At 69.1% G+C, this 20,966-nt stretch carries 16 protein-coding genes; 11 read left to right on the plus strand and 5 right to left on the minus strand.

The window, feature by feature from the left end; all coding sequences use genetic code 11:
• Positions 1-91 precede the first annotated feature (91 nt).
• The 7 genes from leuS to ACYVBS_RS07140 all read left to right on the plus strand — a co-directional run bounded on the left by leuS (position 92) and on the right by ACYVBS_RS07140 (position 8,691).
• On the plus strand, positions 92-2,872 hold the full coding sequence (leuS, locus tag ACYVBS_RS07110) for a leucine--tRNA ligase (RefSeq protein ID WP_460822733.1): 2,781 nt from the start codon (positions 92-94) through the stop codon (positions 2,870-2,872).
• A 94-nt stretch (positions 2,873-2,966) separates the two neighbouring features.
• Positions 2,967-3,599, plus strand: coding sequence for an LPS-assembly lipoprotein LptE (locus ACYVBS_RS07115; protein ID WP_460822734.1), 633 nt, complete (start codon positions 2,967-2,969; stop codon positions 3,597-3,599).
• Between the two features lies 1 nt (position 3,600).
• Entirely contained in the window at positions 3,601-4,644 is a 1,044-nt protein-coding gene (gene holA, locus ACYVBS_RS07120) for a DNA polymerase III subunit delta (protein WP_460822735.1), read from the plus strand.
• Between the two features lie 6 nt (positions 4,645-4,650).
• Positions 4,651-5,340, plus strand: coding sequence for a nicotinate-nucleotide adenylyltransferase (gene nadD / locus ACYVBS_RS07125; protein WP_460822736.1), 690 nt, complete (start codon positions 4,651-4,653; stop codon positions 5,338-5,340).
• A 79-nt stretch (positions 5,341-5,419) separates the two neighbouring features.
• On the plus strand, positions 5,420-5,836 hold the full coding sequence (gene rsfS / locus ACYVBS_RS07130) for a ribosome silencing factor (protein WP_460822737.1): 417 nt from the start codon (positions 5,420-5,422) through the stop codon (positions 5,834-5,836).
• Between the two features lie 107 nt (positions 5,837-5,943).
• Positions 5,944-6,414 carry a 23S rRNA (pseudouridine(1915)-N(3))-methyltransferase RlmH gene (gene rlmH / locus ACYVBS_RS07135; RefSeq protein ID WP_460822738.1) on the plus strand — a complete coding sequence of 157 codons (471 nt, stop codon included), beginning with the start codon at positions 5,944-5,946 and terminating at the stop codon, positions 6,412-6,414.
• Between the two features lie 285 nt (positions 6,415-6,699).
• Positions 6,700-8,691, plus strand: coding sequence for a TonB-dependent copper receptor (locus ACYVBS_RS07140; RefSeq protein WP_460823010.1), 1,992 nt, complete (start codon positions 6,700-6,702; stop codon positions 8,689-8,691).
• A gap of 70 nt (positions 8,692-8,761) precedes the next feature.
• Here the strand turns inward: ACYVBS_RS07140 and ACYVBS_RS07145 are convergent, their stop codons facing one another.
• The 4 genes from ACYVBS_RS07145 to ACYVBS_RS07160 form a co-directional block, all read right to left on the minus strand.
• On the minus strand, positions 8,762-9,316 hold the full coding sequence (locus ACYVBS_RS07145) for a response regulator transcription factor (protein WP_460822739.1): 555 nt from the start codon (positions 9,314-9,316) through the stop codon (positions 8,762-8,764).
• Positions 9,313-10,572 carry an ATP-binding protein gene (locus tag ACYVBS_RS07150; RefSeq protein ID WP_460822741.1) on the minus strand — a complete coding sequence of 420 codons (1,260 nt, stop codon included), beginning with the start codon at positions 10,570-10,572 and terminating at the stop codon, positions 9,313-9,315. Before ACYVBS_RS07150 ends, ACYVBS_RS07145 begins: the two co-directional genes overlap by 4 nt.
• A 173-nt stretch (positions 10,573-10,745) precedes the next feature.
• Positions 10,746-11,453: an energy transducer TonB gene (locus ACYVBS_RS07155; RefSeq protein ID WP_460822743.1), complete on the minus strand. Its 708-nt coding sequence runs from the start codon at positions 11,451-11,453 to the stop codon at positions 10,746-10,748.
• Between the two features lie 219 nt (positions 11,454-11,672).
• The gene (locus ACYVBS_RS07160) at positions 11,673-12,422 is read right to left on the minus strand and encodes an SIMPL domain-containing protein (RefSeq protein WP_460822744.1); all 750 of its coding nucleotides are present in this window, start codon (positions 12,420-12,422) and stop codon (positions 11,673-11,675) included.
• Positions 12,423-12,626: 204 nt separating this feature from the next.
• On the opposite strand from ACYVBS_RS07160, the gene ACYVBS_RS07165 reads away from it, so the two are divergent.
• The 4 genes from ACYVBS_RS07165 to tldD all read left to right on the plus strand — a co-directional run bounded on the left by ACYVBS_RS07165 (position 12,627) and on the right by tldD (position 20,296).
• Complete coding sequence (locus tag ACYVBS_RS07165) at positions 12,627-13,229, plus strand: Maf family protein (RefSeq protein WP_460822745.1); 603 nt, start codon at positions 12,627-12,629, stop codon at positions 13,227-13,229.
• Between the two features lie 9 nt (positions 13,230-13,238).
• Positions 13,239-14,726, plus strand: coding sequence for a ribonuclease G (rng, locus tag ACYVBS_RS07170; protein ID WP_460822746.1), 1,488 nt, complete (start codon positions 13,239-13,241; stop codon positions 14,724-14,726).
• Between the two features lie 18 nt (positions 14,727-14,744).
• The gene (locus ACYVBS_RS07175; RefSeq protein WP_460822747.1) at positions 14,745-18,632 is read left to right on the plus strand and encodes a YhdP family protein; all 3,888 of its coding nucleotides are present in this window, start codon (positions 14,745-14,747) and stop codon (positions 18,630-18,632) included.
• Between the two features lie 221 nt (positions 18,633-18,853).
• Positions 18,854-20,296 (plus strand): metalloprotease TldD, encoded by a 1,443-nt coding sequence (gene tldD / locus ACYVBS_RS07180; RefSeq protein WP_460822748.1) that lies wholly within the window; start codon positions 18,854-18,856, stop codon positions 20,294-20,296.
• 11 nt (positions 20,297-20,307) lie between these two features.
• Here the strand turns inward: tldD and yjgA are convergent, their stop codons facing one another.
• Positions 20,308-20,895, minus strand: a complete 588-nt coding sequence (yjgA, locus tag ACYVBS_RS07185) for a ribosome biogenesis factor YjgA (protein ID WP_460823011.1) — start codon at positions 20,893-20,895, stop codon at positions 20,308-20,310.
• Between the last annotated feature and the right edge of the window lie 71 nt (positions 20,896-20,966).

Genomic DNA, 20,966 nt, shown 5'->3' on the forward strand with positions numbered 1-20,966 from the left:
GGACCGGGGGCGCCCCCGATGGCCCTCGCGATGGTCACCCATGGTGCGCTGCGGTACCCTGTCCGGTCCCCATACCGTCCAGCACGCCGCCGTGTCCACCGAAGCCGCCCAGACCGATTCCAACGCCACCGACCCCCGGGCCTACGACCCGCAGACCGTCGAGGGCGCCGCCCAGCGCTACTGGAACCAGGTCAAGGCCTTCGAGGTGGACGAGGCCTCGGCCAGGCCCAAGTACTACTGCCTGTCGATGCTGCCGTACCCGTCGGGCGCGCTGCACATGGGTCACGTGCGCAACTACACCATCGGCGACGTCATCAGCCGCTACAAGCGCATGACCGGCCACAACGTGCTGCAGCCGATGGGCTGGGATGCGTTCGGCCTGCCGGCGGAAAACGCCGCGATCAAGAACAACACCGCGCCGGCCAAGTGGACCTACGCCAACATCGCGCACATGAAGGCGCAGCTGCAGCAGATGGGCTACGCGATCGACTGGTCGCGCGAGTTCGCCACCTGCACGCCGGAGTACTACGTGCACGAGCAGCGCATGTTCGTGCGCCTGATGAAGCAGGGCCTGGCCTACCGCAAGAACTCGGTGGTGAACTGGGACCCGGTGGACCAGACCGTGCTGGCCAACGAGCAGGTGATCGACGGCCGTGGCTGGCGCACCGGCGCGCTGGTGGAGAAGCGCGAGATCCCGCAGTGGTTCCTCAAGATCACCAATTACGCGCAGGAACTGCTGGACGGCCTGGACACGCTGCCGGGCTGGCCGGACGCAGTGAAGACCATGCAGCGCAACTGGATCGGGCGTTCTGAGGGGCTGGAAATCCGCTTCGACGTGGTCGATGGCGCCGGCAATGCCGTTGAGCCCATCACCGTATTCACCACGCGCCCCGACACCCTGATGGGCGTGACCTTCGTGTCGATTGCCGCGGAGCACCCGCTGGCGCTGCATGCCGCACAGACGGATGCCGAGTTGGCCGCGTTCATCGCCGAGTTGCGCCAGGGCGGCGTGTCCGAGGCCGAACTGGAGACGCAGGTCAAGCGCGGCCGCGATACCGGCCTGCGCGCCATCCACCCGCTCACCGGCGAACAGGTGCCGGTGTACGTGGCCAACTTCGTGCTGATGAACTACGGCACCGGCGCGGTGATGGCCGTGCCGGGCCACGACGAACGTGACTGGGAATTCGCGAAGGCCTACCACCTGCCGATCAAGATGGTGATCGTGTCCAACGCGGTGCGCGATGCGCTGGTCGAACTCGGCATGCACGCTGGTCGCCACGTCGACATGATGTCCAATGCCCTGACCGGCGCCAGCACCGACGTGTACGACAACAACGCCGCGGTGCAGGTTATCGAGGAGTTCCAGCGCGCCATTGCGGAGCAGGGCGCGTACACCGAGCGTGGCTGGCTGGTGAATTCAGGCGATCTGGACGGCATGGATTTCCAGCAGGCGCTGGACACCTTGGCCGCACGTTTCGAAGCCGAGGGCCGCGGCCAGCGACGCGTCAATTTCCGCCTGCGCGACTGGGGTGTGAGCCGCCAGCGCTACTGGGGCTGCCCGATCCCGGTCATCCTGTGCCCGTCGTGCGGCGACGTGCCGGTGCCGGAAGACCAGCTGCCCGTGGTGCTGCCGGAAGACGTCGCGTTCAGCGGCGTCACCTCGCCGATCAAGTCGGATCCGGAATGGCGCAAGACCACCTGCCCGCAGTGCGGCGGCGCGGCCGAGCGTGAGACCGACACCTTCGACACCTTCATGGAGTCGAGCTGGTACTACGCGCGCTACACCTCGCCGGGCGCCGCGCAGCAGGTGGACGAGCGCGCCAAGTACTGGACGCCGGTCGACCAGTACATCGGCGGCATCGAGCACGCCATCCTGCACCTGCTGTACTTCCGCTTCTACCACAAGCTCATGCGCGACCAGGGCCTGGTCAGCAGCGACGAGCCCGCGACCAACCTGCTCACCCAGGGCATGGTGATCGCCGAGACGTTCTACCGCGAACAGCCGAACGGGGCGAAGGACTGGTTCAATCCGGCCGATGTCGACGTGGTGCGCGACGAACGCGGCCGCATCACCGGCGCCACGCTGCGCAGCGACGGCCAGCCGGTGGTGATCGGCGGCACCGAGAAGATGTCGAAGTCGAAGAACAATGGCGTCGACCCGCAGCTGATGGTGGGCAAGTTTGGCGCCGACACGGTGCGCCTGTTCTCGATGTTCGCCGCGCCGCCGGAGCAGTCGCTGGAATGGAACGAGGCCGGCGTGGAAGGCATGGCGCGCTTCCTGCGCCGTTTCTGGCGCGAAGTGCTGACCCATGTGTCGCAGCCTGACCACCCGAATGTAGCCGCGCTGCTGCAGGCCGGCACCGATCTGACCCCGGCGCAAAAGACGCTGCGTCGCCAGCTGCACGAAACCATCCAGAAGGTCGGCGACGACTACGGTCGCCGCCACAGCTTCAACACCGCCATTGCCGCGCTGATGGAACTGCTCAACCACGTCGGCAAGTTCGACGACATGAGCGACGCCGGCCGCGCCGTGCGCCACGAGGCGCTGGAGGCGATGGTGCTGCTGCTCAACCCGGTTACCCCGCACGTGTGCCACGCGCTGTGGCAGGCGCTGGGGCATACGGAAACCGTGCTGGAGGACGTGCCGTTCCCGGCCGCCGACCCGGCCGCGATGGTCCGCGATGCGGTCACCCTGGCGGTGCAGGTCAACGGCAAGCTGCGCGGCACGATCGAGGTGCCGGTCAATGTCAGCAAGGAAGACGCCGAACGCCTGGCGCTGGCCGAGCCCCATGTGGCCCAGTACCTGGAGGGGCTGGCCGTGCGCAAGGTCATCGTGGTGCCGGGCAAGATCGTGAACATCGTGGCGGGCTGATGTGCCGCCCTCCCGTCCTTGGGCCGATGCGATTCCAGGACTGTCTTCAGCGGGCAGCCTTGATGCGAAGAGGCACCTCGTCCAGACTTCCAGCATGACCCGACGCCCGTTGCGCGCCCTTGCGCCTGTAATTCTCGTGCTGGCCCTCTCGGCCTGCGGCTTCCAGTTGCGCAATGCGCTGACCCTGCCGCCGGACCTGGGGCCGGTGAAAGTGGTGTCGGTGGACCGCTACAGCCCGCTGGCCCAGTCGCTGGCGGATTCGCTGACGCGTGCCGGGGCCGTGCCGGCCACCGACGAGGCCGCGCCCTCGGCGGTGCTGGACCTGCTGTCCGAGCGCTGGGGCGATTTGCCCATCGCCATTGACGCCTTCGGCCGCTCGCAGGAATACAGCCTGCGCTATGCCGTGATCTTCGAACTGCGCCGCGTCGACGGCACCGTGCTGGTGCCGCAGCAGGCCATCGAACTGTCGCGCGACTACATCGCCGCGCCGACCAATGCCATTGGTACCGAAGGCGAGCGCGAGGTGCTGGTGCGCGAGCTGCGCCGCGAAATGTCGGCGGCGGTATTGCGCCGCATCGACGCCGTGGCGCGACGCCAGGAGGGCGGCAGCGCCACCGCGCCGGTCGAGACCGATGCGGCCAAGGCGGCGATGGACGCCGTGGGCGACGTTCCGCCGGTGGAGGACGTGCCGGCCCCGACGCCGGCCCCGGTGGAAGACAAGCCCTGAGATGGAGCTGAAGCCCGAGCAGCTGGCGTCCCAGCTCGAGTCCGGGCCGCTCAAGCCTGCCTACCTGATCGCCGGCCCCGAGACGCTGCGCGTGCTGGAGGCCGCCGATGCGTTGCGGGCGGCCGCCCGTGCCCAGGGTTTCACCGAGCGCGAAGTCTACGAACAGGAAGGCAACCGCGAGCCCGACTGGGCCGCCATGGAGGCCAGTTTCAGTGCCCCCAGCCTGTTCGCCGCGCGGCGACTGATCGAACTGCGCCTGCCGACGGCCAAGCCGGGCAAGGAAGGCATCAAGGTGATCGAGGCGTTCTGCGCCGCGCCGCCTTCGGACGTGACCCTGCTGGTCACGGGCGGCGAGTGGAGCAAGCAACACGGTGGCAAATGGAGTGAGGCCATTGGCCGCATTGGCCACATCGCCATCGCCTGGCAGGTGAAGCCGCACGAACTGCCTGACTGGATCGAGCGTCGCCTGCGGGCGCATGGCGTCCGCGCCGACCGTGATGCGGTGCAGGTGCTCGTGGAGCGCATTGACGGCAACCTGCTAGCCGCGGCGCAGGAAGTCGACAAGCTGGCGCTGCTGGCCGATGGAACGTCGCTCAGCGCAAACCGCATGCAGGAACTGGTGGCCGACGCGGCGCGATTTGACGTGTTCCGCGTGCTGGATGCCGCGCTCAACGGGCAACCCGCGCAGGTGTCCAGGATGCTCGCCGGCCTGCGCGCGGAAGGCGAGGCGGTGCCCGCCGTCATGGGCATGGTGGTGCGTGAACTGCAGTTGATTGCGAAGCTCGCACGCGCGCAGGCCCGAGGGGGCAGCGCCCTGATGGGCGAGTTCAAGGCCCTGCGGGTCTGGGACTCCAAGCAGCCCGCCTACAAGCGCGCGTTGCAGCGCCACGCCGAAGGCCATTGGGACCGATTCCTGGTGGCTGTGGGGCGGGTGGACCGGATGGCCAAGGGCCGCGAACCCGGCGATGCATGGGTGGCGCTGGAGCGCGTGTTGCTGGCCGTGGCCGAGCCACGCGCCGCTCGCCTGCTGCTCGCTGCCGGGTAAACCGCGATGGCCGACGACCTGCTGGTCTTCTACGGCGGCACCTTCGACCCCATCCACAACGGCCACCTGGCCATCGCCCGCCTGGTGCGCGACACCGTGCAGGCCAGCGTGCACCTGATGCCCTCGGCCGACCCGCCGCACCGTTCGCGCCCGGGTGCCACGGCCGCACAGCGCGCACGCATGCTGGACCTGGCCGTCGCCGGTGAGTCCTGCCTGCACGTCGACCGGCGGGAGCTGGCGCGGGAGAGCCGTTCCTACACCTTCGACACACTCACCGACCTGCGCGAGCGCGAAGGCGAGCGCCGGCCGGTGGCGCTGGTCATCGGGGCCGACAGCTTCCTGGGGTTGCCGACCTGGCACCGCTGGGAGGCGTTGTTCGGCCTGTGCCACTTCATCGTCGCCGAGCGCCCGGGGCATGACCTGGACGCCCCGTGGCCGCCCGCGCTGGTACCGCTGGTCGAGGGCCGCCTGACCAGGGATCCCGCCGCTCTGCGGCAGGCCACCGCCGGCCGCGTGCTGCGTCTGCGCCATCCGCTCCGGCCGGAATCGGCCACGGCCATCCGCGAGGCCATTGTCCGGGGCAGTGCCACCTGGCGCGACTGGGTGCCGCCCGCGGTGGCCACCTACATCGAGCGTCACGGCCTGTATGCGGGTGACGGCGGCGTGGACCGGGTCGGCCCCCGGCCTCCGTTATAATTTGCCGTACGCGGCGTGATCGCGCCCCACCGGGGGCGGCTCACTGCCCCGCCCCCCAAGAACCGAGAGTCCAGCGCCCTTGTCCAGCCAAGCCCAAGTCATCAAGACCCGCATGCCGAGCCCGCCGCCGTCCGTGGACGCCCTGCTCAAGGCAGTCCGAGACGCCGTCGAGAACCTCAAAGCCAAGGACGTGGTCGAAATCGACGTGCGCGGCAAGAGCACCGTCACCGACCACCTGGTGATTGCCTCCGGCACCTCCACCCGCCATGTGAAGTCCATTGCCGACGAGGTGGTGAAGTTCGCCAAGCAGCTCGACGTGATGCCGCTGGGCGTGGAAGGCGAACGCGAGGCCGAGTGGGTGCTGGTCGACCTGGGCGACGTCGTGGTCCACGTCATGCTGCCGCGCGTGCGCGAGTTCTACGCGCTGGAGCGGCTGTGGACCGTGGGTGACCAGCGCCCCGAGGGCGACGACGCGGACGGCCCGACGGACGCGTAAGTCCGCCAGAGGGCTTTTCCCCGTCATCGATCGTCTGGAACGCGGCGCCGCATCGGCGCCGTTGTTCTCTCCCGCGCCACCCGAGCCCGCCAACGGACAGCATCACCATGAAGGCCAAGCTGATCGCCGTGGGAGAGCGCGCGCCGCGCTGGGTGGCCGAAGGCTTTGGCGAATACCAGAAGCGGCTATCGCACTGGCTCCCCCTGGATCTGGTGGAAGTGGAACCCGGCCTGCGCGGGAAGGGGCGTGATGCCGCCCGGGCCACCCAGGACGAAGGCGCGCGCGTGCTTGCCGCACTGCCGAAAGGGGCGTGCGTGGTGGCGCTGGACGGTCGTGGTCGTACCTGGTCGTCGGAGGACCTGGCTCAGCGCCTGGAGTTCTGGCGCGGCCAGGGGCGGGACCTGGCGTTTTTGATCGGGGGCCCCGAGGGGCACGCGCCGGACGTGTTGGCCCGCGCCGACGAGAAGTGGTCCCTGGGGCCGCTGACCTTGCCGCACATGCTGGTGCGGCTGGTGGCCGCCGAGCAGCTGTACCGTGCGGCCGCGCTGCTGGCCAACCACCCGTACCACCGCGCCTGACCCGGCGTTGGACGCCCGGTGCGGGCTGCGCACGGGCCACCTGCGACATTGTGTCGCATCCCCATTCAGCGAGGGTCTTGGTGAAATTTGCCCAGCACACACAGGGCAGATTCCATGCGTTCCCATCCTCTTTTCCTGGCGCTGGCGGGCGCGCTGTTCGCCGCGCCAGTTGCGACCTACGCACAGGCGGCGCCGCCCGCTGACGATTCGGTGGTAGGGGCCTCCACCGTGGCGGCCCCCGTGTCACCTGCGTCGGGTGCCTCGCTCGACGCGCCGACCCCACAGATGACCGGGGTCGCGGCGTTGCAGGACGCCGCCGTCACTTTTCCGACCGTGGTCGTCACCTCGCTGACGCCCACCGCGCCCCTGACGGTAGCCACCGACCCGCGCCTGCCGCGGCAGCCGGTGCCGGCCAGCGATGGCGCCGATTACCTCAAAACCATCCCCGGCTTCACCACGCTGCGCAATGGCGGCACCAACGGCGACCCGGTGTTGCGCGGCATGTTCGGCTCGCGCCTGAATCTCATCGCCAACGGTGGCGCGCTGCATGGCGCTTGCCCGTCGCGCATGGACAACACCCTGTCCTACGTCGCGCCAGAAACCTACGACCGCTTGACCGTGGTGAAAGGGCCGCAGACGGTGCTGTGGGGGCCGGGCGCCTCGGCCGGCACGGTGCTGTTTGAACGCGATCCGGAGTACTTCGAAGTGCCCGGCGTTCGCCTGCTGGCAAGTGCGCTGGCCGGTAGCCACGCGCGCAACGACCAGGTAGTGGACGTTGCCGCAGGAAAACCGCTGGGTTACGCGACGCTGTCGGCCAACCGTTCCGAGTCGGGCGACTACGTGGATGGCGACGGCCGCCGTGTGCATTCGGGCTGGAACAAGTGGAACGCCGACGCCGCGCTCGGCTGGACGCCCGATCCGGATACCGTCCTGGAGCTCAGCGCCGGCATCGGTGATGGCGAGGCGGCCTATGCCGGTCGCACCATGGACGGCACGCGCTTCCGCCGCGACAGCGTGGGCTTGCGCTTCGAGCGCGGCGGCTTCGATGGCGCACTGCAGCGCGTGAAGGCCAACGTGTACGACAACCGCGTCGACCACGTGATGGACAACTACACTCTGCGCGACCCCGACCCCACCAGCCGCATGCCGATGGCGATGGCGTCCAACGTCGGCCGCAGCACGCAGGGAGCGCGGGTGGCCCTGTCATGGGCGTGGACCAGCCTGGAACTGGAAGCGGGCCTGGACCACCAGCGAAACGAGCACCGCCGGCGCAATGCTCCCGGCCGCGGCACGTACCTGTTGCGGCCGTGGCTGGAAGATGCCCGTCTGAAAAACACCGGCGTCTTCGCCGAGGCCACGCTGCCTCTGGGCGAACGCCAGCGTTGGGTCGCGGGCGCGCGCATTGATCGCGCGGAAGCCACCGACCAGCGCCCCGACACCGGTGGCATGATGCCGCGGCCCAATCCGACCACTGGCATGACGCGCGACGAGACGCTGTCGGCCGGCTTCGTCCGTTACGAACGCGAGTTGGCGAACGTCCCGCTGGGGTGGTACGCCGGCATCGGTCGCAGCGAGCGCATGCCCGATTACTGGGAGCTGTTTTCCCCGACCAATGGCCCCTTCGGCAGCGTCAACGCCTTCGCGGGCGTACAGCCTGAAACCACTACCCAGCTGGACTTCGGGCTGCACTACAAGCGCAAGCAATTCGAGGCGTGGGCATCGGCCTACGTGGGCCGCATCGACGATTACATCCTGTTTCGCTACGGCACCGGCACCATGGCCGGCATGACCCGTGCGCTCAACATCGATGCCGACATCCGCGGCGGCGAAGCGGGAATCGGCTGGCGCCCGGCCGAGGGGTGGAAGCTGGACGGTTCGCTGGCCTATGCCTGGGGCGAACAGCGCGAAAACGGCCGCGCACTGCCGCAGATGCCGCCATTGGAAGCGCGACTGTCCGCGTCGTACGAAGGACGGACGTGGTCGGCGGGCGCGCTGCTGCGCGGCGTGGACGACCAGTCGCGGGTCAGTGTGAACGAAGGCAACGTGGTGGGGCGGGACATCGGGCCCAGCAAGGGCTTTGGCGTCTTCTCGGTCAACGCGGCGTACCGCATCGGAACACGGATGCGCGTGAGTGCGGGCATCGACAACGTGTTCGACCGCAGCTATGCCGAACACCTCAACCTGGCGGGCAACAGCGCCTTCGGTTACCCCGGCGACCCGGTGCGGATCAGTGAGCCGGGCCGCACCGCGTGGTTGAAGCTCAACGTGGAGTACTGACGCGTCGTGCGCGGCCTGCATCGCGGGCCGCGTAACGGTCTCCGGGAGCGGGGAGGGTGGCGCGGGCTGGCTACTCGTCGCGCGGCGTGCGTTCCGGTCCCGGTCGCTTGGCCAGTTTGCGCTGCAGTGAGCGTCGGTGCATGCCCAGCAGGCGTGCGGTGGCCGAGACGTTGCCACCGGTGTCGTTGAGTGCCTGCTGGATGTGTTCCCACTCCAGCCGGTGCAGCGGGGTCATCGTGTCCGGCGCGACATCGGGGCCCTCGGCGGGCTCATCGTCAGGAGCGAGGCCCAACGCGCGCAGGATGGCCGCAAGCGTGGCCGGCTTGGGCAGATAATCGTCGGCGCCGCGCTTGATCGCCTCCACCGCGGTGGCCACGCTGGCATAGCCGGTGAGCAACAGGATGCGCATGTCCGGGTGCAAGGCGCGCAGCGGTTCGATCAGCGCCAGGCCGGACTCGTGTGCCAGCTTCAGGTCCAGCACGGCGAACTCGGGCGGCGTGGCACGCGCCAGCGCAAGCGCCGAATCGATGTCCATCGCGGTCTCGGTCTCGATGCCGCGGCGGGCGAAGGAGCGTTGCAGCGTACGCAGGTACAGCGCGTCGTCGTCGACCAGCAGGCCCTTCATGCGGCGCCCCCGGGGATCGGCAACCCCTTCATGTCGAGGGCCCCGGGGGCGAGGGGCACGCGAAAGCGCACGCAACTGCCTCGCGCGCCGGTCGACTCCACCCACAGGTCGCCGCCCAGGCGTTCGATGGTGGCGTGCGACAGGGCCAGGCCCACACCCATGCCGTGTGGCTTGCCGCTACGGAACAATTCGGGCAGCGGTGGTCGTGCGGGGTCGAAGCCGGCGCCGTGGTCGCGTATGCCCCCCATCAATTGCGGGCCGTCCATCTGCAATGACAGGTCGACGCGCGGATGGTCGCTGGCGAGTCCCGCATCGGCTGCGTTGTTGAGCAGCGCCAACAGCAGATGGCCGACACCCGGGTCCACGCGCAACGCGGCGGGCAAGACGCCTTCACGATGCAGTTCCACGTCGGGCCTGACCAGTTGCCAGCGGTCGATGACCTGCTGCAAGTCCACTGCGTCCTCGCGCGCGTGTTCGGCGGGGCGGGCCAGCTCGCGCACGCGCTCGCGGCACACGTCCACCAGTTGCCGGATGGTGGCCAGGTCATCGCGCGCATCGGCGGGCAATGGGCTGTCCAGCAAATCGTCCGCAATCAGGGTCAAGGTACCCAGCGGCGTGTTGAGCTCGTGCGCCACCGAGGCCGCGTGCGTGGCCAGGGCCACGATGCCTTCGTTGCGCACGAAGCGTTCGCGCAGGTCGGCGAGTTCGCGTTCGCGCTGGCGCAACAGGCCCACCAGGCGGGTGGAGAAGTAGAGCACCACGCCCACCATCACCAGGAAGTTCACCGCCATGCCCCACACGTGCAGGTTGAAGCCGGCGGCGGGGCCGCCATGCACGTGGGGCAGGTCATGGCCAAAGGTGGCCACCGCGGCATAGGCTGCGACACAGGCTGCGGCGGTGCCGGCGACCCAGCGTCGCGACAGCGCCAGCGTCGACAGCGCCAGCGGCAATACCAGCAGCGACGCGAAGGGGTTCGCCATCCCGCCGCTCCACGCCACCAGCCACGCCAGCGCCGCGATGTCGACGAGCAGGTGGACCAAGGCTTCCAGGCTGGAGGCCGTGCGGGCCTGCCGCGCGTGCAGCGTTGCAATGAGGTTGAACGCGGCCAGGACGGCAATGCCGCCATACAGAGGTGCGGTGGGCAAGGGGACGTCGAGCGGCCCGGTGACCGCGGCGACGGTCAGCGCCTGGCCGGCGACGGCCACCCAGCGCAGCAGGCAGAGGGTGCGCACGAATGGCAGCGTGGATTCGCTCATGCGCGCATGCTACCGGCGCAACGGCAGGGCGGATATGCGTTGGGTCAATTGGGGTACGTCGGTAGCGGGTCTGGTGAGTGGGCGGTGTTGACCAACAACGGGCACCCCGCCACGAACTGCGCCAAAGGACGCCAAGCCAGGGCGGGCGGTTGTCGCCGCCCGCCCCACTGGCATCAACGATCCAGCCGGAACTCGACCGGCACGCGGCCCATCGCCTGCACCGGCACGCCGGCCTGCAGCGCAGGCTTGAACTTCCAGCGCGCCAACACCTGCCGGCGAGCCGCATGGTCGAGCATGCGGTGCCCACTGCTGCTCACCACCTCGGCCTGCAGGGGCTGGCCATCCACGCCCACCAACACCTCCAGCACCACGGTGCCGGCCAAGCCATCACGAAGGGCTTCGCGCGGATAGCTGGGCGGTGGCGCATTGGCGTACTGCAGCACCGCGCCGGTCAGCACTTCACCTTCGCCGGCGATGCCGCTGCCTTCGCGCTCGACGAGGCTGTTGTTGGGCGCCTCTGCAAGCGGTGGTGCGAGGGTGTCCCCCTCCACAGGTGCTGTCTCCGCGGGTGTCTGCGGAAGCGGCATAGGGCGCGACGCAGGAGCGGGGCGCACCGCAGCCTGCACTGGTCGGACCGGCACTTCGATGGGCGGTGGCGGCGGTGGCGTGGGCCGCTCGCGCGGGATCCACACGATGTCCTGCACCTTGGGCAGGCCCGGTTGCAGCTGCGGCACCGCCATCGGCGCAAGCATCAGGAGCAGGACGGCGGCGTTGGCGGCAATGGCGCCCGCGCCGGCGGTGATGCGCGTGCCATCGAGTCGAGGGTGCGGGGCCGCGTGGGCGTGGGCGACTACAGCGTGGGGAGCATTCGCGTACACCATGGTCCACCTCCTGGTTGGTCTGCACAGATCACAACGCCTGGACGCCACCGATGGGGTTACGCCATGCGCGGCGCCTGGTTTTGACGCTGCTCGTATGGACCTGAACGGATGATGGCTGGCGGAGGAGCGGTGTGCGCTTGGCGATGGGCGGTCTTTGCGAAGCCCTGAAACGCGAGAGGCCCGCACGTGGCGGGCCTCTCATTGCGCAAACCGCGTGGCTCAGCGGCCGAGCTCGAACACCACGTCGAGGTTGACCGACAGCGTGGTTTCGCCGGGTTCGATCTGCGTGTCGGCGGCCTTCTCGGCGCGCGCCATGGCCATCATCGGGATCGGGCCGGGACGCCCGCCACCGCCGCCTTCGCTGATGCTGACGATGCGGCGCACGCGCATGTCCAGGGTCTTGGCGTACATCTCGGCGCGCTGCTGCGCCTTCTTGATGGCGTTGCGACGCGCCTCGTCGTAGGCGGACTCCTTGTCGTCCACGTCGAAGTTGGGTCCGTAGACCTGATTGGCGCCGGTGGCCACCAGCGCATCCAGCAGCTTGCCCAGCTTGCCGATGTCGCGCGCGGTGATGGTCACGGTGTTGGTGGCCTGGTAGCCGGTGATGACCGGCGGCTTGTCGGGCGCGTACTGGTACTGCGGCCCGAGGTTGACGCCGCTGGTCTGGATGTCACGTTCGGCCACCCCGGCGGCCTTGATCGCGGCGATGACCTTGGCCATCTGTTCGGCGTTGGCCCGCATGGCACTGTTCGCGTCGACGGCTTGGGTGACCACGCCGGTGGAGACAGTGGCGATGTCGGGCACTCGCTTGGCTTCGGCCTGCGCCGATACCGAGAGCAGGGTGCCGTCGGTGGTGGCCATGTGCGGTGCCATCTGGGCGGAAGCGGTCATCGTGGCGGTGGTTCCCAGGGCAAGGGCCGCAGCCAGCGCCAACGGGCGCAGGGTCGACCGGAAGGGGGTTCGGAACATGCTCAACTCCATTTGTGGGTGTGGGGAGGGTCTTGCGCAAGCGGTTAACGGCCCGTGAGCCGGCTTGGGGTTGCGTGGCCGCCCTGGCGTTAAGCCAAGGTTGCCATTGCGGACCGCGACCGGTCACCCGGTTTGAAGGCTTCGTGGTGCATCGGTTCAGTTGGCGAGCGGCTGCGGATGCAAGCGGCACGCTATCCTTGGGCGATGCTGCATCTTGCCTCCCAATCCCCCCGTCGCCGCGAACTGCTGGGCCGCCTTGGCCTGGACTTCGGCGTGCTTGATCTGGACATTCCCGAGCAGCGCCAGCCCGGCGAGCCGGCCGAGGACTACGTGCGCCGGGTGGCGCGCGAGAAGGCCGGCGCCGGACTCCTGAAGGTGGTGGCCACCCCGGGTGCCGTGGTGCTGGGCGCCGACACCGAGGTAGTGCTGGATGACGAGGTCTTCGGCAAGCCGCGGGATGCGGACGACGCGGCGTCGATGTTGCGCCGGCTTTCCGGCCGCACCCACCAGGTCATCTCCGTCGTGTCGCTGGTGAGCGCCTCGCGCGAGGCGCAGGCGGTGTCGGTGTCCGAGGTGACCTTTGCGCCCCTCTCGGAAGGCCATATCGAAGCTTACGTCGCCACCGGCGAGCCGTTCGGCAAGGCCGGGGCCTACGCCATCCAGGGCGGCGGTGAGGCCTTCATCAGCCACCTGTCCGGCAGTTACTCCGGGGTGATGGGCCTGCCGTTGTACGAAACCGCGCGCCTGTTGCGCGAGTTCGGTATTGACTGCCCACGCGTGCCGGCCTCCGCCGCGGCGCACGGCTGAGGCGCGGGCATGTCGGAAGAGATCCTGGTCAACGTCACCCCGCGCGAGACCCGCGTCGCGGTCGTCGAGAACGGCATGCTGCAGGAGCTGCACATCGAGCGCGGCTGGTCGCGCGGCGTGGTCGGCAACATCTACAAGGGCAAGGTGCAGCGGGTCATGCCGGGCATGCAGGCGGCCTTCGTCGACATCGGCCTGGAGCGCGCCGCGTTCCTGCATGCCGGCGACGTCGTCAAGCCGGCGCAGATCAGCAGCGAGGAGGGTGGCGAGGCACCGTTGCCACCGACTACCACCCGGCCGATCACCGAACTGCTGCGCGACGGCCAGGAGATCGTGGTGCAGGTCGTCAAGGACCCCATTGGCACCAAGGGCGCGCGGCTGACCACCCAGCTCAGCATTCCATCGCGTTACCTGGTGCTGCTGCCGCGCACGCGCGTGGTCGGCGTGTCGGCACGCATCGAGGACGAAGCCGAACGCATGCGGCTGAAGTCGCACGTCACCGCGATGGCGCCGGCCGATGCGATGCACGGTTACATCGTGCGCACCAATGCCGAGGGCCAGCCCGAGGAGGCCATTGCCGAGGACGTGGCCTACCTCAACCGCGCGTGGGCGCTGATCGAGGAGAAATCGAAGACGTCGCGCGTGGGCGAGCGCGTCTATGAGGACCTCAGCCTGCCGCTGCGCGCGGTGCGCGACCTGATGCGCCGCGACGTGGAGAAGGTGAAGGTCGACTCGCGCGAGACCTGCGAGCGCCTGCGCAGCTTCGCCGCGGCCTACATGCCGGGGTTGGCCGAGAAGATCGAGCACTACACCGGTGAACGTCCCATCTTCGACCTGTACGGCGTGGAGGATGAGATCCAGCGCGCGCTGGAAAAGCAGGTGCCGCTGAAGTCCGGTGGCTACCTGGTGATCGACCAGACCGAGGCAATGACCACGGTGGACATCAACACCGGTTCGTTCCTCGGACAGCGCAACCTCGAAGAGACGGTGTACCGCACCAACCTGGAGGCCGCGCAGTCGGTGGCGCGCCAGCTGCGCCTGCGCAACCTGGGCGGCATCATCATCATCGATTTCATCGACATGACTGATGCCGAGCACAAGCGCCAAGTGTTGCGGCAGCTGGAAAAGGCGCTGGCCCGCGACCACGCCAAGACCACGGTGTACGACTTCTCGCCGTTGGGGCTGGTCGAGATGACACGCAAGCGCACCACAGAAAGCCTGCAGCGCCAGCTCAGCGAGCCCTGCCACGAGTGCGGTGGCCGCGGCACGCTGAAGACGCCGGAAACGGTGACCTACGAGATCTTTCGCGACATCGTGCGCCAGGTGCGCCAGTTCGACGCGCAACGACTGCTCGTCATCGCCTCGCCCAAGGTGGTCGCGCGCATCACCGACGAGGAATCGGCGGCGGTGGCCGAGCTGGAGGAATTCCTCGGCAAGTCGATCCGTTTCCAGGCCGACGAGCAGTATGCGCAGGAGCAGTTCGATGTCGTGCTGCTCTGACGTCCGCAGGGCCGGCTGATGCCCACGCCGCTGCGCCGCCGCCTGCGCCTCGCTCGACGGGGCCTTGGTTACACCATTGCGATCGCACTGGTGCTGGTGGCGTTGGCGCTGGGTGTGGTGAGCCAGGTGCTGCCGATGGCGGAGCAGAACCCGGCGCGCGTCGCGGCTTGGCTGAGCGAGCGTGCGGGGCGACCGATCCGCTTTGACCGCGTCGAGACGGCCTGGACCCGGCGCGGTCCACTGCTCAAGCTGGACAACCTGCGGGTGGGCCAGGGCGGGCAGGCGTTCGTGGTGGGCGACACCGAAATGCTGGTGTCGTTGTACGCTGGTGTGTTGCCGGGGCGTTCGTTCTCCGAACTTCGCCTGCGTGGGCTGGACCTGACCCTGGAACGGTTGGCGGACGGCCGTTGGCAGGTGCGGGGCCTGCCTGGGCAGCAGAAGCCTGGCGGTGACCCGTTCGCCGCGCTGGAGGGACTGGGCGAACTGCAGGTAATCGGAGGCAAGCTTGCTGTCATCGCGCCGGCTTACGGTTTGGATGCGCGCATTCCGCGCATCAACCTGCGCCTGCAGGTCAACGGCGACCGGGTGCGCGTGGGTGCACGCATCTGGCCCCGACTGGATGCCACGCCGCTCAATGGCATGCTTGATTTCGACCGCAAGCGCGGCGATGGCCGGGTCTATGCGGGCGCGCGCGATGCCGACCTGGCAGCGTGGACGTCATTGCTGCGACTGGCCGGCGTCGTGGGCGAGGCGGGCCGGGGCCGCGCCGAAGCGTGGGGCGAGTTGCGCGGCCATCGCATCGTGCTGGTGACGGCCGATGCGCAGCTTCGCGGTGTGCGGCTGCGTGGCGCCCCGCTGGCCGCGGCAGACGGCCGCCACACTACGTCGCGCGTGGCGTTCGACCAGTTGCAGGCAAACGCGCGCTGGCGCCTGGTTCGCGGAGGCTGGCGGTTGGATGCTCCGACGTTGCGAATCGGGTCGGGTGCGTCCCAGCAGGTCCTGGATGGACTGCTGATCGCCGGCGGTCAACAGTACGCCCTCGCCGCGGATCGGCTGGACGCCGCACCACTGTTCCAAGTGTTGGCCTTGAGCGAACGCGTGGCACCCGGGCTGCGACACTGGCTGCTGGCCGCCAAGCCACGTGCCGCATTGCAGCGCATCGCAATTGAAGGTCGACGCGGCGGGCCGGTGCACGCGCGGGCCCGCATCCAATCAATTGGCTTCGATCCGGTGGGTACCGCCCCGGGGCTGGACGGACTGGCCGGCGCGTTCAATGGCGATGGCGACGGGTTCGACGTCCAGTTGGATCCTGGTACCGCATTGCGTTTCAACTGGCCGGCGGGCTTCGGCGTCGTGCACGACGTCAAACTCGACGGACGCATTGGTGGATGGCGCGAGGGCAAGGGCTGGCGCATCGGCACGCCCGGGCTGCGCGTGGATGGCAATGGTTACGCCGCCACCGCCCGTGGCGGCTTGTGGTGGCAAGGCGACGGCACGCGACCGTGGATCGATCTCGCCACCGACATCGAAGAGGCGACGCTGCCGGCCGCCAAGGGCTTCTGGATCCACCACCTGATGGCCAAGCCGGTCGTCGAATGGCTGGACATGGCGCTGGTCTCCGGGCACCTGAGTAATGGACGCGCCGTCGTGTCCGGCGACCTCGACGAATGGCCGTTCGATCAGAATAACGGTCGCTTCGAGGCCAATGCGCACATCACCAACGGCGTGCTGAAGTTCCAGCGCGACTGGCCGGCGGCCGAGGCCGTGGAGGCCGACGCGAGTTTCATCGGCAATGGTTTCACCGTGGATGGCACCGGCAAGGTGGGCGGCTTGGCGATCAAGCGCCTGCACGCCGGCATCGACAGCTACCGCGGCGGAAAGCTTGAAGTGCGCGCGGAGGCCACGGGCGACGCCGCCAATATGCTGGACGTGCTCCGCCAGAGCCCGCTGCAGAAGCTCGACCCCGAGACGTTTGCCAAAGTCAGTGCGAGCGGTCCGGCCGAAGTGGATTTTGGCCTGGTGATGCCCCTGGGCCACGGGGCGGAAACACGCGTGGACGGTGCGGTGCGGCTCATCGATGCCCGCCTCGCGGACTCGCGGTGGAAGCTGGCGTTCGATCGGGTCAATGGCCGGGCGGACTACTCGCTCAAGGGCTTCAAGGTCGATCGCCTGGCGGTTCGCCATGAAGGCCAACCCGGTCATCTGTCGCTGCGCGTGGGCGATGCCTACGTGCAGGAGCGCGGCAATGTTTTCGAGGCGGCGCTGGACGCCACGCTGGCCGCCGAGGCCTTGTTGGATCAGGCGCCGGACCTGGGATGGCTCAAGCCCTACATGCGCGGGCGTTCGCCGTGGACCGTCGCGGTGGGCGTGCAGCCGGCGCGCGGCGGTCGGCCGGCCGCCACGCGCCTGCAACTGGCATCCCAACTGCAGGGCACGTCGATCCTGCTGCCCGAACCCCTGCAGAAGCCGGCGGGCGAAACGCTGGCCACGACCATCGACACACCATTGCCGCTGGGCTCGGGCGAGGTGAAGGTGGTGCTCGGATCACGGGCGGCACTGCGTGCGCGGGTCCAGGACGGGCGCACCGGGGTGCGTGTCCAGCTCGGCGGCGGGCTGCCCGACGCGCCGGCACCGATGAACGGACTGGTCGTGGGCGGTCGCGCCGATCGGCTGGACGCGATCGATTGGGTGGCTATCGCGCGCGGCGGGTCTGGCGATGCCGGCGGATTCCCGCTGCAGCGCATCGACGTCACTGCCTCCCGGCTGCAGCTGCTGGGGGGCGTGTTCCCCGACACCCGGGTTGTGGTTTCACCTGCCGAGCGAAAGGCCATCGCGGTTCGGGCGGACGGCCGTGCGCTGCAAGGCGCCTTGCTGGTGCCCGATGGCGACGGCGCCACGATTGCCGGAAGGTTCGAGCGCGCCTATTGGCGCGCGGCCGACTCCAGTACGTCGGTCGCCTCGGTGCCGGCCAATGCCCGGACCACCATCGCGCGTGCCCCCGAGGCGACGCAGGCGTCGACCGCGCCACCGGCCAGCAGTGCGCCGGTCAATCCGGCCAACATCCCGCCGTTGCTGTTCGAAATCGACGACCTGCGCGTGGGCGAGGCCAGACTGGGCAAGGCCACCGTGCGGACGCGCCCGACATCGCGCGGCATGCGCTTCGAGCAGGTGCAGTCCCGCGCCCCCGGCCAACGCATCGACCTCACCGGCGAGTGGTCCGGGCAAGGCGCGGCCGAACGCACCCAGATGGATATCCGTATCGCCAGCGACAACGTGGGCGCACTGCTGGACGGCTTCGGCATGCGCGGCCAGTTGTCGGGGGGCGAGGGCACCGCGCGGTTCGATGCGCTGTGGGAGGGCAGTCCCGCGGGCTTCTCATTGGGATCGCTGGAAGGCGAGCTCACCGTCGATGTTCGCAAGGGCCAATTACTGGAAGTCGAACCCGGTGCGGGCCGTGTGCTGGGGCTGTTGAGCATCGCCCAGTTGCCGCGGCGATTGACGCTCGACTTCCGCGACTTCTTTTCCAAGGGTTTCGCGTTCAATCGCGCCGGTGGCACGGTGCAGTTCGCCAACGGCACCGCCCGAAGCGATGACCTGGGCATCCAGGGCCCGGCGGCGGACATCGACATCCGTGGCACCACCAACCTGCGTGCCCAGACCTTCAACCAGACCATCGAGGTGCACCCCAAGGCCGGCAACCTGCTGACCGCGGTGGGCGCCATCGCCGGCGGTCCGGTGGGGGCGGCGATTGGCGCGGCGGCCAATGCCGTGCTGCAGAAGCCGCTGGGCGAAATGACCGCCAAGACCTACCGGGTGACCGGGCCGTGGAAGGACCCCAAGGTGGATGTGATCCGGGAGCAGGCGCGCAGGCCGGCCGGCGAGCGCACCACCGCCGATGGTGGATGAGGCTGACGGGGCGCGTCGGCTTGTCAGGCCCGCATCCCTTGGCGCCAGCGGCATCCGGTTGAAGTGGCACGCCCCGGCCCGCATATAGTGTTTTCAATGCCGCCGTGCGCCCATAGGGCTCCGGCGCCAATCCACGCCCTCGCGCCGGGTGCAGCCCGGCGACCCGATGGCCGGCTCCCCCGCGATGACCGGCCCCGTGGCGCCCACAACCGGATCTCCCGATGACCCAGTCACTCCAGCTCGCCGAATCCCGTCTCCTCCTGCCCGCGGGCCTCGATGCGGGAGGGCTTGAACGCGCCTTCGGCACACTGCTCGGCCCGGGCGTCGATTTTGGCGACCTGTATTTCCAGCACGCGCGTCGCGAGAGCTGGACGGTGGAGGACGGCATCGTCAAGGACGGTGCCCACTCCATCGAGCAGGGCGTGGGCGTGCGGGCCATCAGCGGCGAGAAGACCGGCTTTGCCTATTCCGACGAGATCAATGGCGAGGCGCTGATTGCCGCGTCGAAGTCGGCGCGGGCGATCGCGCGCGACGGCCGCAGCCAGGCGCCGCATGCGCTGGTGCGCGGCGGCGGGCGTTCGCTTTACCCCGCGGTCGATCCGGTGGATTCACTCGGCAACGAGGACAAGGTCGAGGCGCTGCGCCGCATCGACCGCATGCTGCGCGCCGCCGACCCGCGCGTGCAGCAGGTGGTGGTGAGCCTGTCGGGCGGCGTGGACACGGTGCTGGTGGCGCGCAGTGATGGCGTGCTGGCGGCCGACGTGCGTCCGCTGGTGCGCCTGAACGTCCAAGTGATCGTCGAGCAGGACGGCCGCCGCGAGATGGGCTACACCGGCGGCGGTGGACGCTACACCTATGCGGAGCTGCTGGCTGGCGGCAAGCCGGAGGCCTGGGCGCGCGAGGCGCTGCGCCAGGCCCTGGTCAATCTCGAAGCCGTGGATGCCCCGGCCGGCGTCATGCCGGTGGTGCTGGGCAGTGGCTGGCCGGGCGTGCTGCTGCACGAGGCCGTGGGCCATGGCCTGGAGGGCGACTTCAACCGCAAGGGCACCAGCACCTACGCCGGCCGCATTGGCCAGCGCGTGGCATCACCGGGCGTCACCATCGTTGACGATGGCACGCTCGAAGGCCGCCGCGGCTCACTCAACATCGACGACGAAGGCACGCCGACCCAGTGCACCACGCTGATCGAGGACGGCATCCTCGTCGGCTACATGCAGGACACGCTCAACGCGCGCCTGATGGGCATGGCCCCGACCGGCAATGGTCGCCGCGAGTCGTTCGCGCACATCACCATGCCGCGCATGACCAACACCTACATGCTGGCCGGCACCCATGACCCGGAGGAGATGATCCGTTCGGTGAAGAAGGGCCTGTACGCGGTCAACTTTGGCGGTGGCCAGGTCGACATCACCAGTGGCAAGTACGTGTTCTCCGCCACCGAGGCCTACCTCATCGAGGACGGCAAGATCACCGCGCCGGTGAAGGGCGCGACCCTTATCGGCAACGGTCCGGAAACGATGCAGAAGGTGCGCATGATCGGCCACGACCTCGCGCTGGACGAGGGCGTGGGCGTGTGCGGCAAGGACGGGCAGAGCGTTCCCGTCGGCGTGGGCCAGCCGTCGCTGCTGATCGACGGCCTGACCGTGGGTGGAACCCAGGCGTGATGCTGCGACGCTCAGTCGTCGTTGTCGTCGGGCGGGATGTCGTACAGCGGCGTCTCGCCGCCATCCTCGTCGCCGTGCTTGCCTTCCACGATCAGCTCGCGCAGCTCGCGGTACAGCTCTCGAAACGCGCGCGGGGGCTTGTTGCGCTTGCGCTCTTCCAAGGCGTTGCGGGTCAGCTGACGCAGCGTCTGGCGGTCGGCGCCCGGGAACTCGGCCAGCAGCTGCGCCAGCGCGGCGTCACCTTCGTCCAGCAGGCGATCGCGCCACTTCTCCACGCGGTGCAGGGCGGCCACTTCGCGACGCGCGGCCTCGCCGTTCTCGTCGAGGGCGTCGCGCAGCGCTTCCAGCGCCTCGTCGTCCTCGCGGCGCATCTGCTTGGCCAGAAAGGCCAGCTGGCGCTTGTGCGCGATGTGCGAGGTGATGCGCTTGCACTCGCGGATGTGCGGCAGCAGCGACTCGGGCACCGGCAGCCTGGCCAGCTGGGCTTCGGTCAGCGCCACCAGCTTTTCGCCCAAGGCCAGCACTTCCAGCGCTTCGCGCCGGTTCTCGCTACGGCTGGGGCTCAGGTATTCGCCGGTTTCGGGGTCAATGCCGCGCATCTTGATCGTTCCTCTTTCGCCGGCCGGCGCGTCGTGGCGCGCGGCCGTTTCCGTCATTCCAGTTCCGCCGG

It is taken from the genome of Lysobacter olei (genome assembly GCF_054777355.1).

What these genes read in the sequence shown, in the direction of transcription:
- ACYVBS_RS07115 (WP_460822734.1), top strand. Translation starts at nt 2,967, where the DNA reads ATGACCCGACGCCCGTTGCGCGCCCTTGCGCCTGTAATTCTCGTGCTG.
- holA (WP_460822735.1), top strand. Translation starts at nt 3,601, where the DNA reads ATGGAGCTGAAGCCCGAGCAGCTGGCGTCCCAGCTCGAGTCCGGGCCG.
- nadD (WP_460822736.1), top strand. Translation starts at nt 4,651, where the DNA reads ATGGCCGACGACCTGCTGGTCTTCTACGGCGGCACCTTCGACCCCATC.
- rlmH (WP_460822738.1), top strand. Translation starts at nt 5,944, where the DNA reads ATGAAGGCCAAGCTGATCGCCGTGGGAGAGCGCGCGCCGCGCTGGGTG.
- ACYVBS_RS07140 (WP_460823010.1), top strand. Translation starts at nt 6,700, where the DNA reads ATGACCGGGGTCGCGGCGTTGCAGGACGCCGCCGTCACTTTTCCGACC.
- ACYVBS_RS07145 (WP_460822739.1), bottom strand. Translation starts at nt 9,316, where the DNA reads ATGAAGGGCCTGCTGGTCGACGACGACGCGCTGTACCTGCGTACGCTG.
- ACYVBS_RS07150 (WP_460822741.1), bottom strand. Translation starts at nt 10,572, where the DNA reads ATGAGCGAATCCACGCTGCCATTCGTGCGCACCCTCTGCCTGCTGCGC.
- ACYVBS_RS07155 (WP_460822743.1), bottom strand. Translation starts at nt 11,453, where the DNA reads ATGGTGTACGCGAATGCTCCCCACGCTGTAGTCGCCCACGCCCACGCG.
- ACYVBS_RS07160 (WP_460822744.1), bottom strand. Translation starts at nt 12,422, where the DNA reads ATGTTCCGAACCCCCTTCCGGTCGACCCTGCGCCCGTTGGCGCTGGCT.
- ACYVBS_RS07165 (WP_460822745.1), top strand. Translation starts at nt 12,627, where the DNA reads ATGCTGCATCTTGCCTCCCAATCCCCCCGTCGCCGCGAACTGCTGGGC.
- rng (WP_460822746.1), top strand. Translation starts at nt 13,239, where the DNA reads ATGTCGGAAGAGATCCTGGTCAACGTCACCCCGCGCGAGACCCGCGTC.
- ACYVBS_RS07175 (WP_460822747.1), top strand. Translation starts at nt 14,745, where the DNA reads ATGCCCACGCCGCTGCGCCGCCGCCTGCGCCTCGCTCGACGGGGCCTT.
- tldD (WP_460822748.1), top strand. Translation starts at nt 18,854, where the DNA reads ATGACCCAGTCACTCCAGCTCGCCGAATCCCGTCTCCTCCTGCCCGCG.
- yjgA (WP_460823011.1), bottom strand. Translation starts at nt 20,895, where the DNA reads ATGCGCGGCATTGACCCCGAAACCGGCGAATACCTGAGCCCCAGCCGT.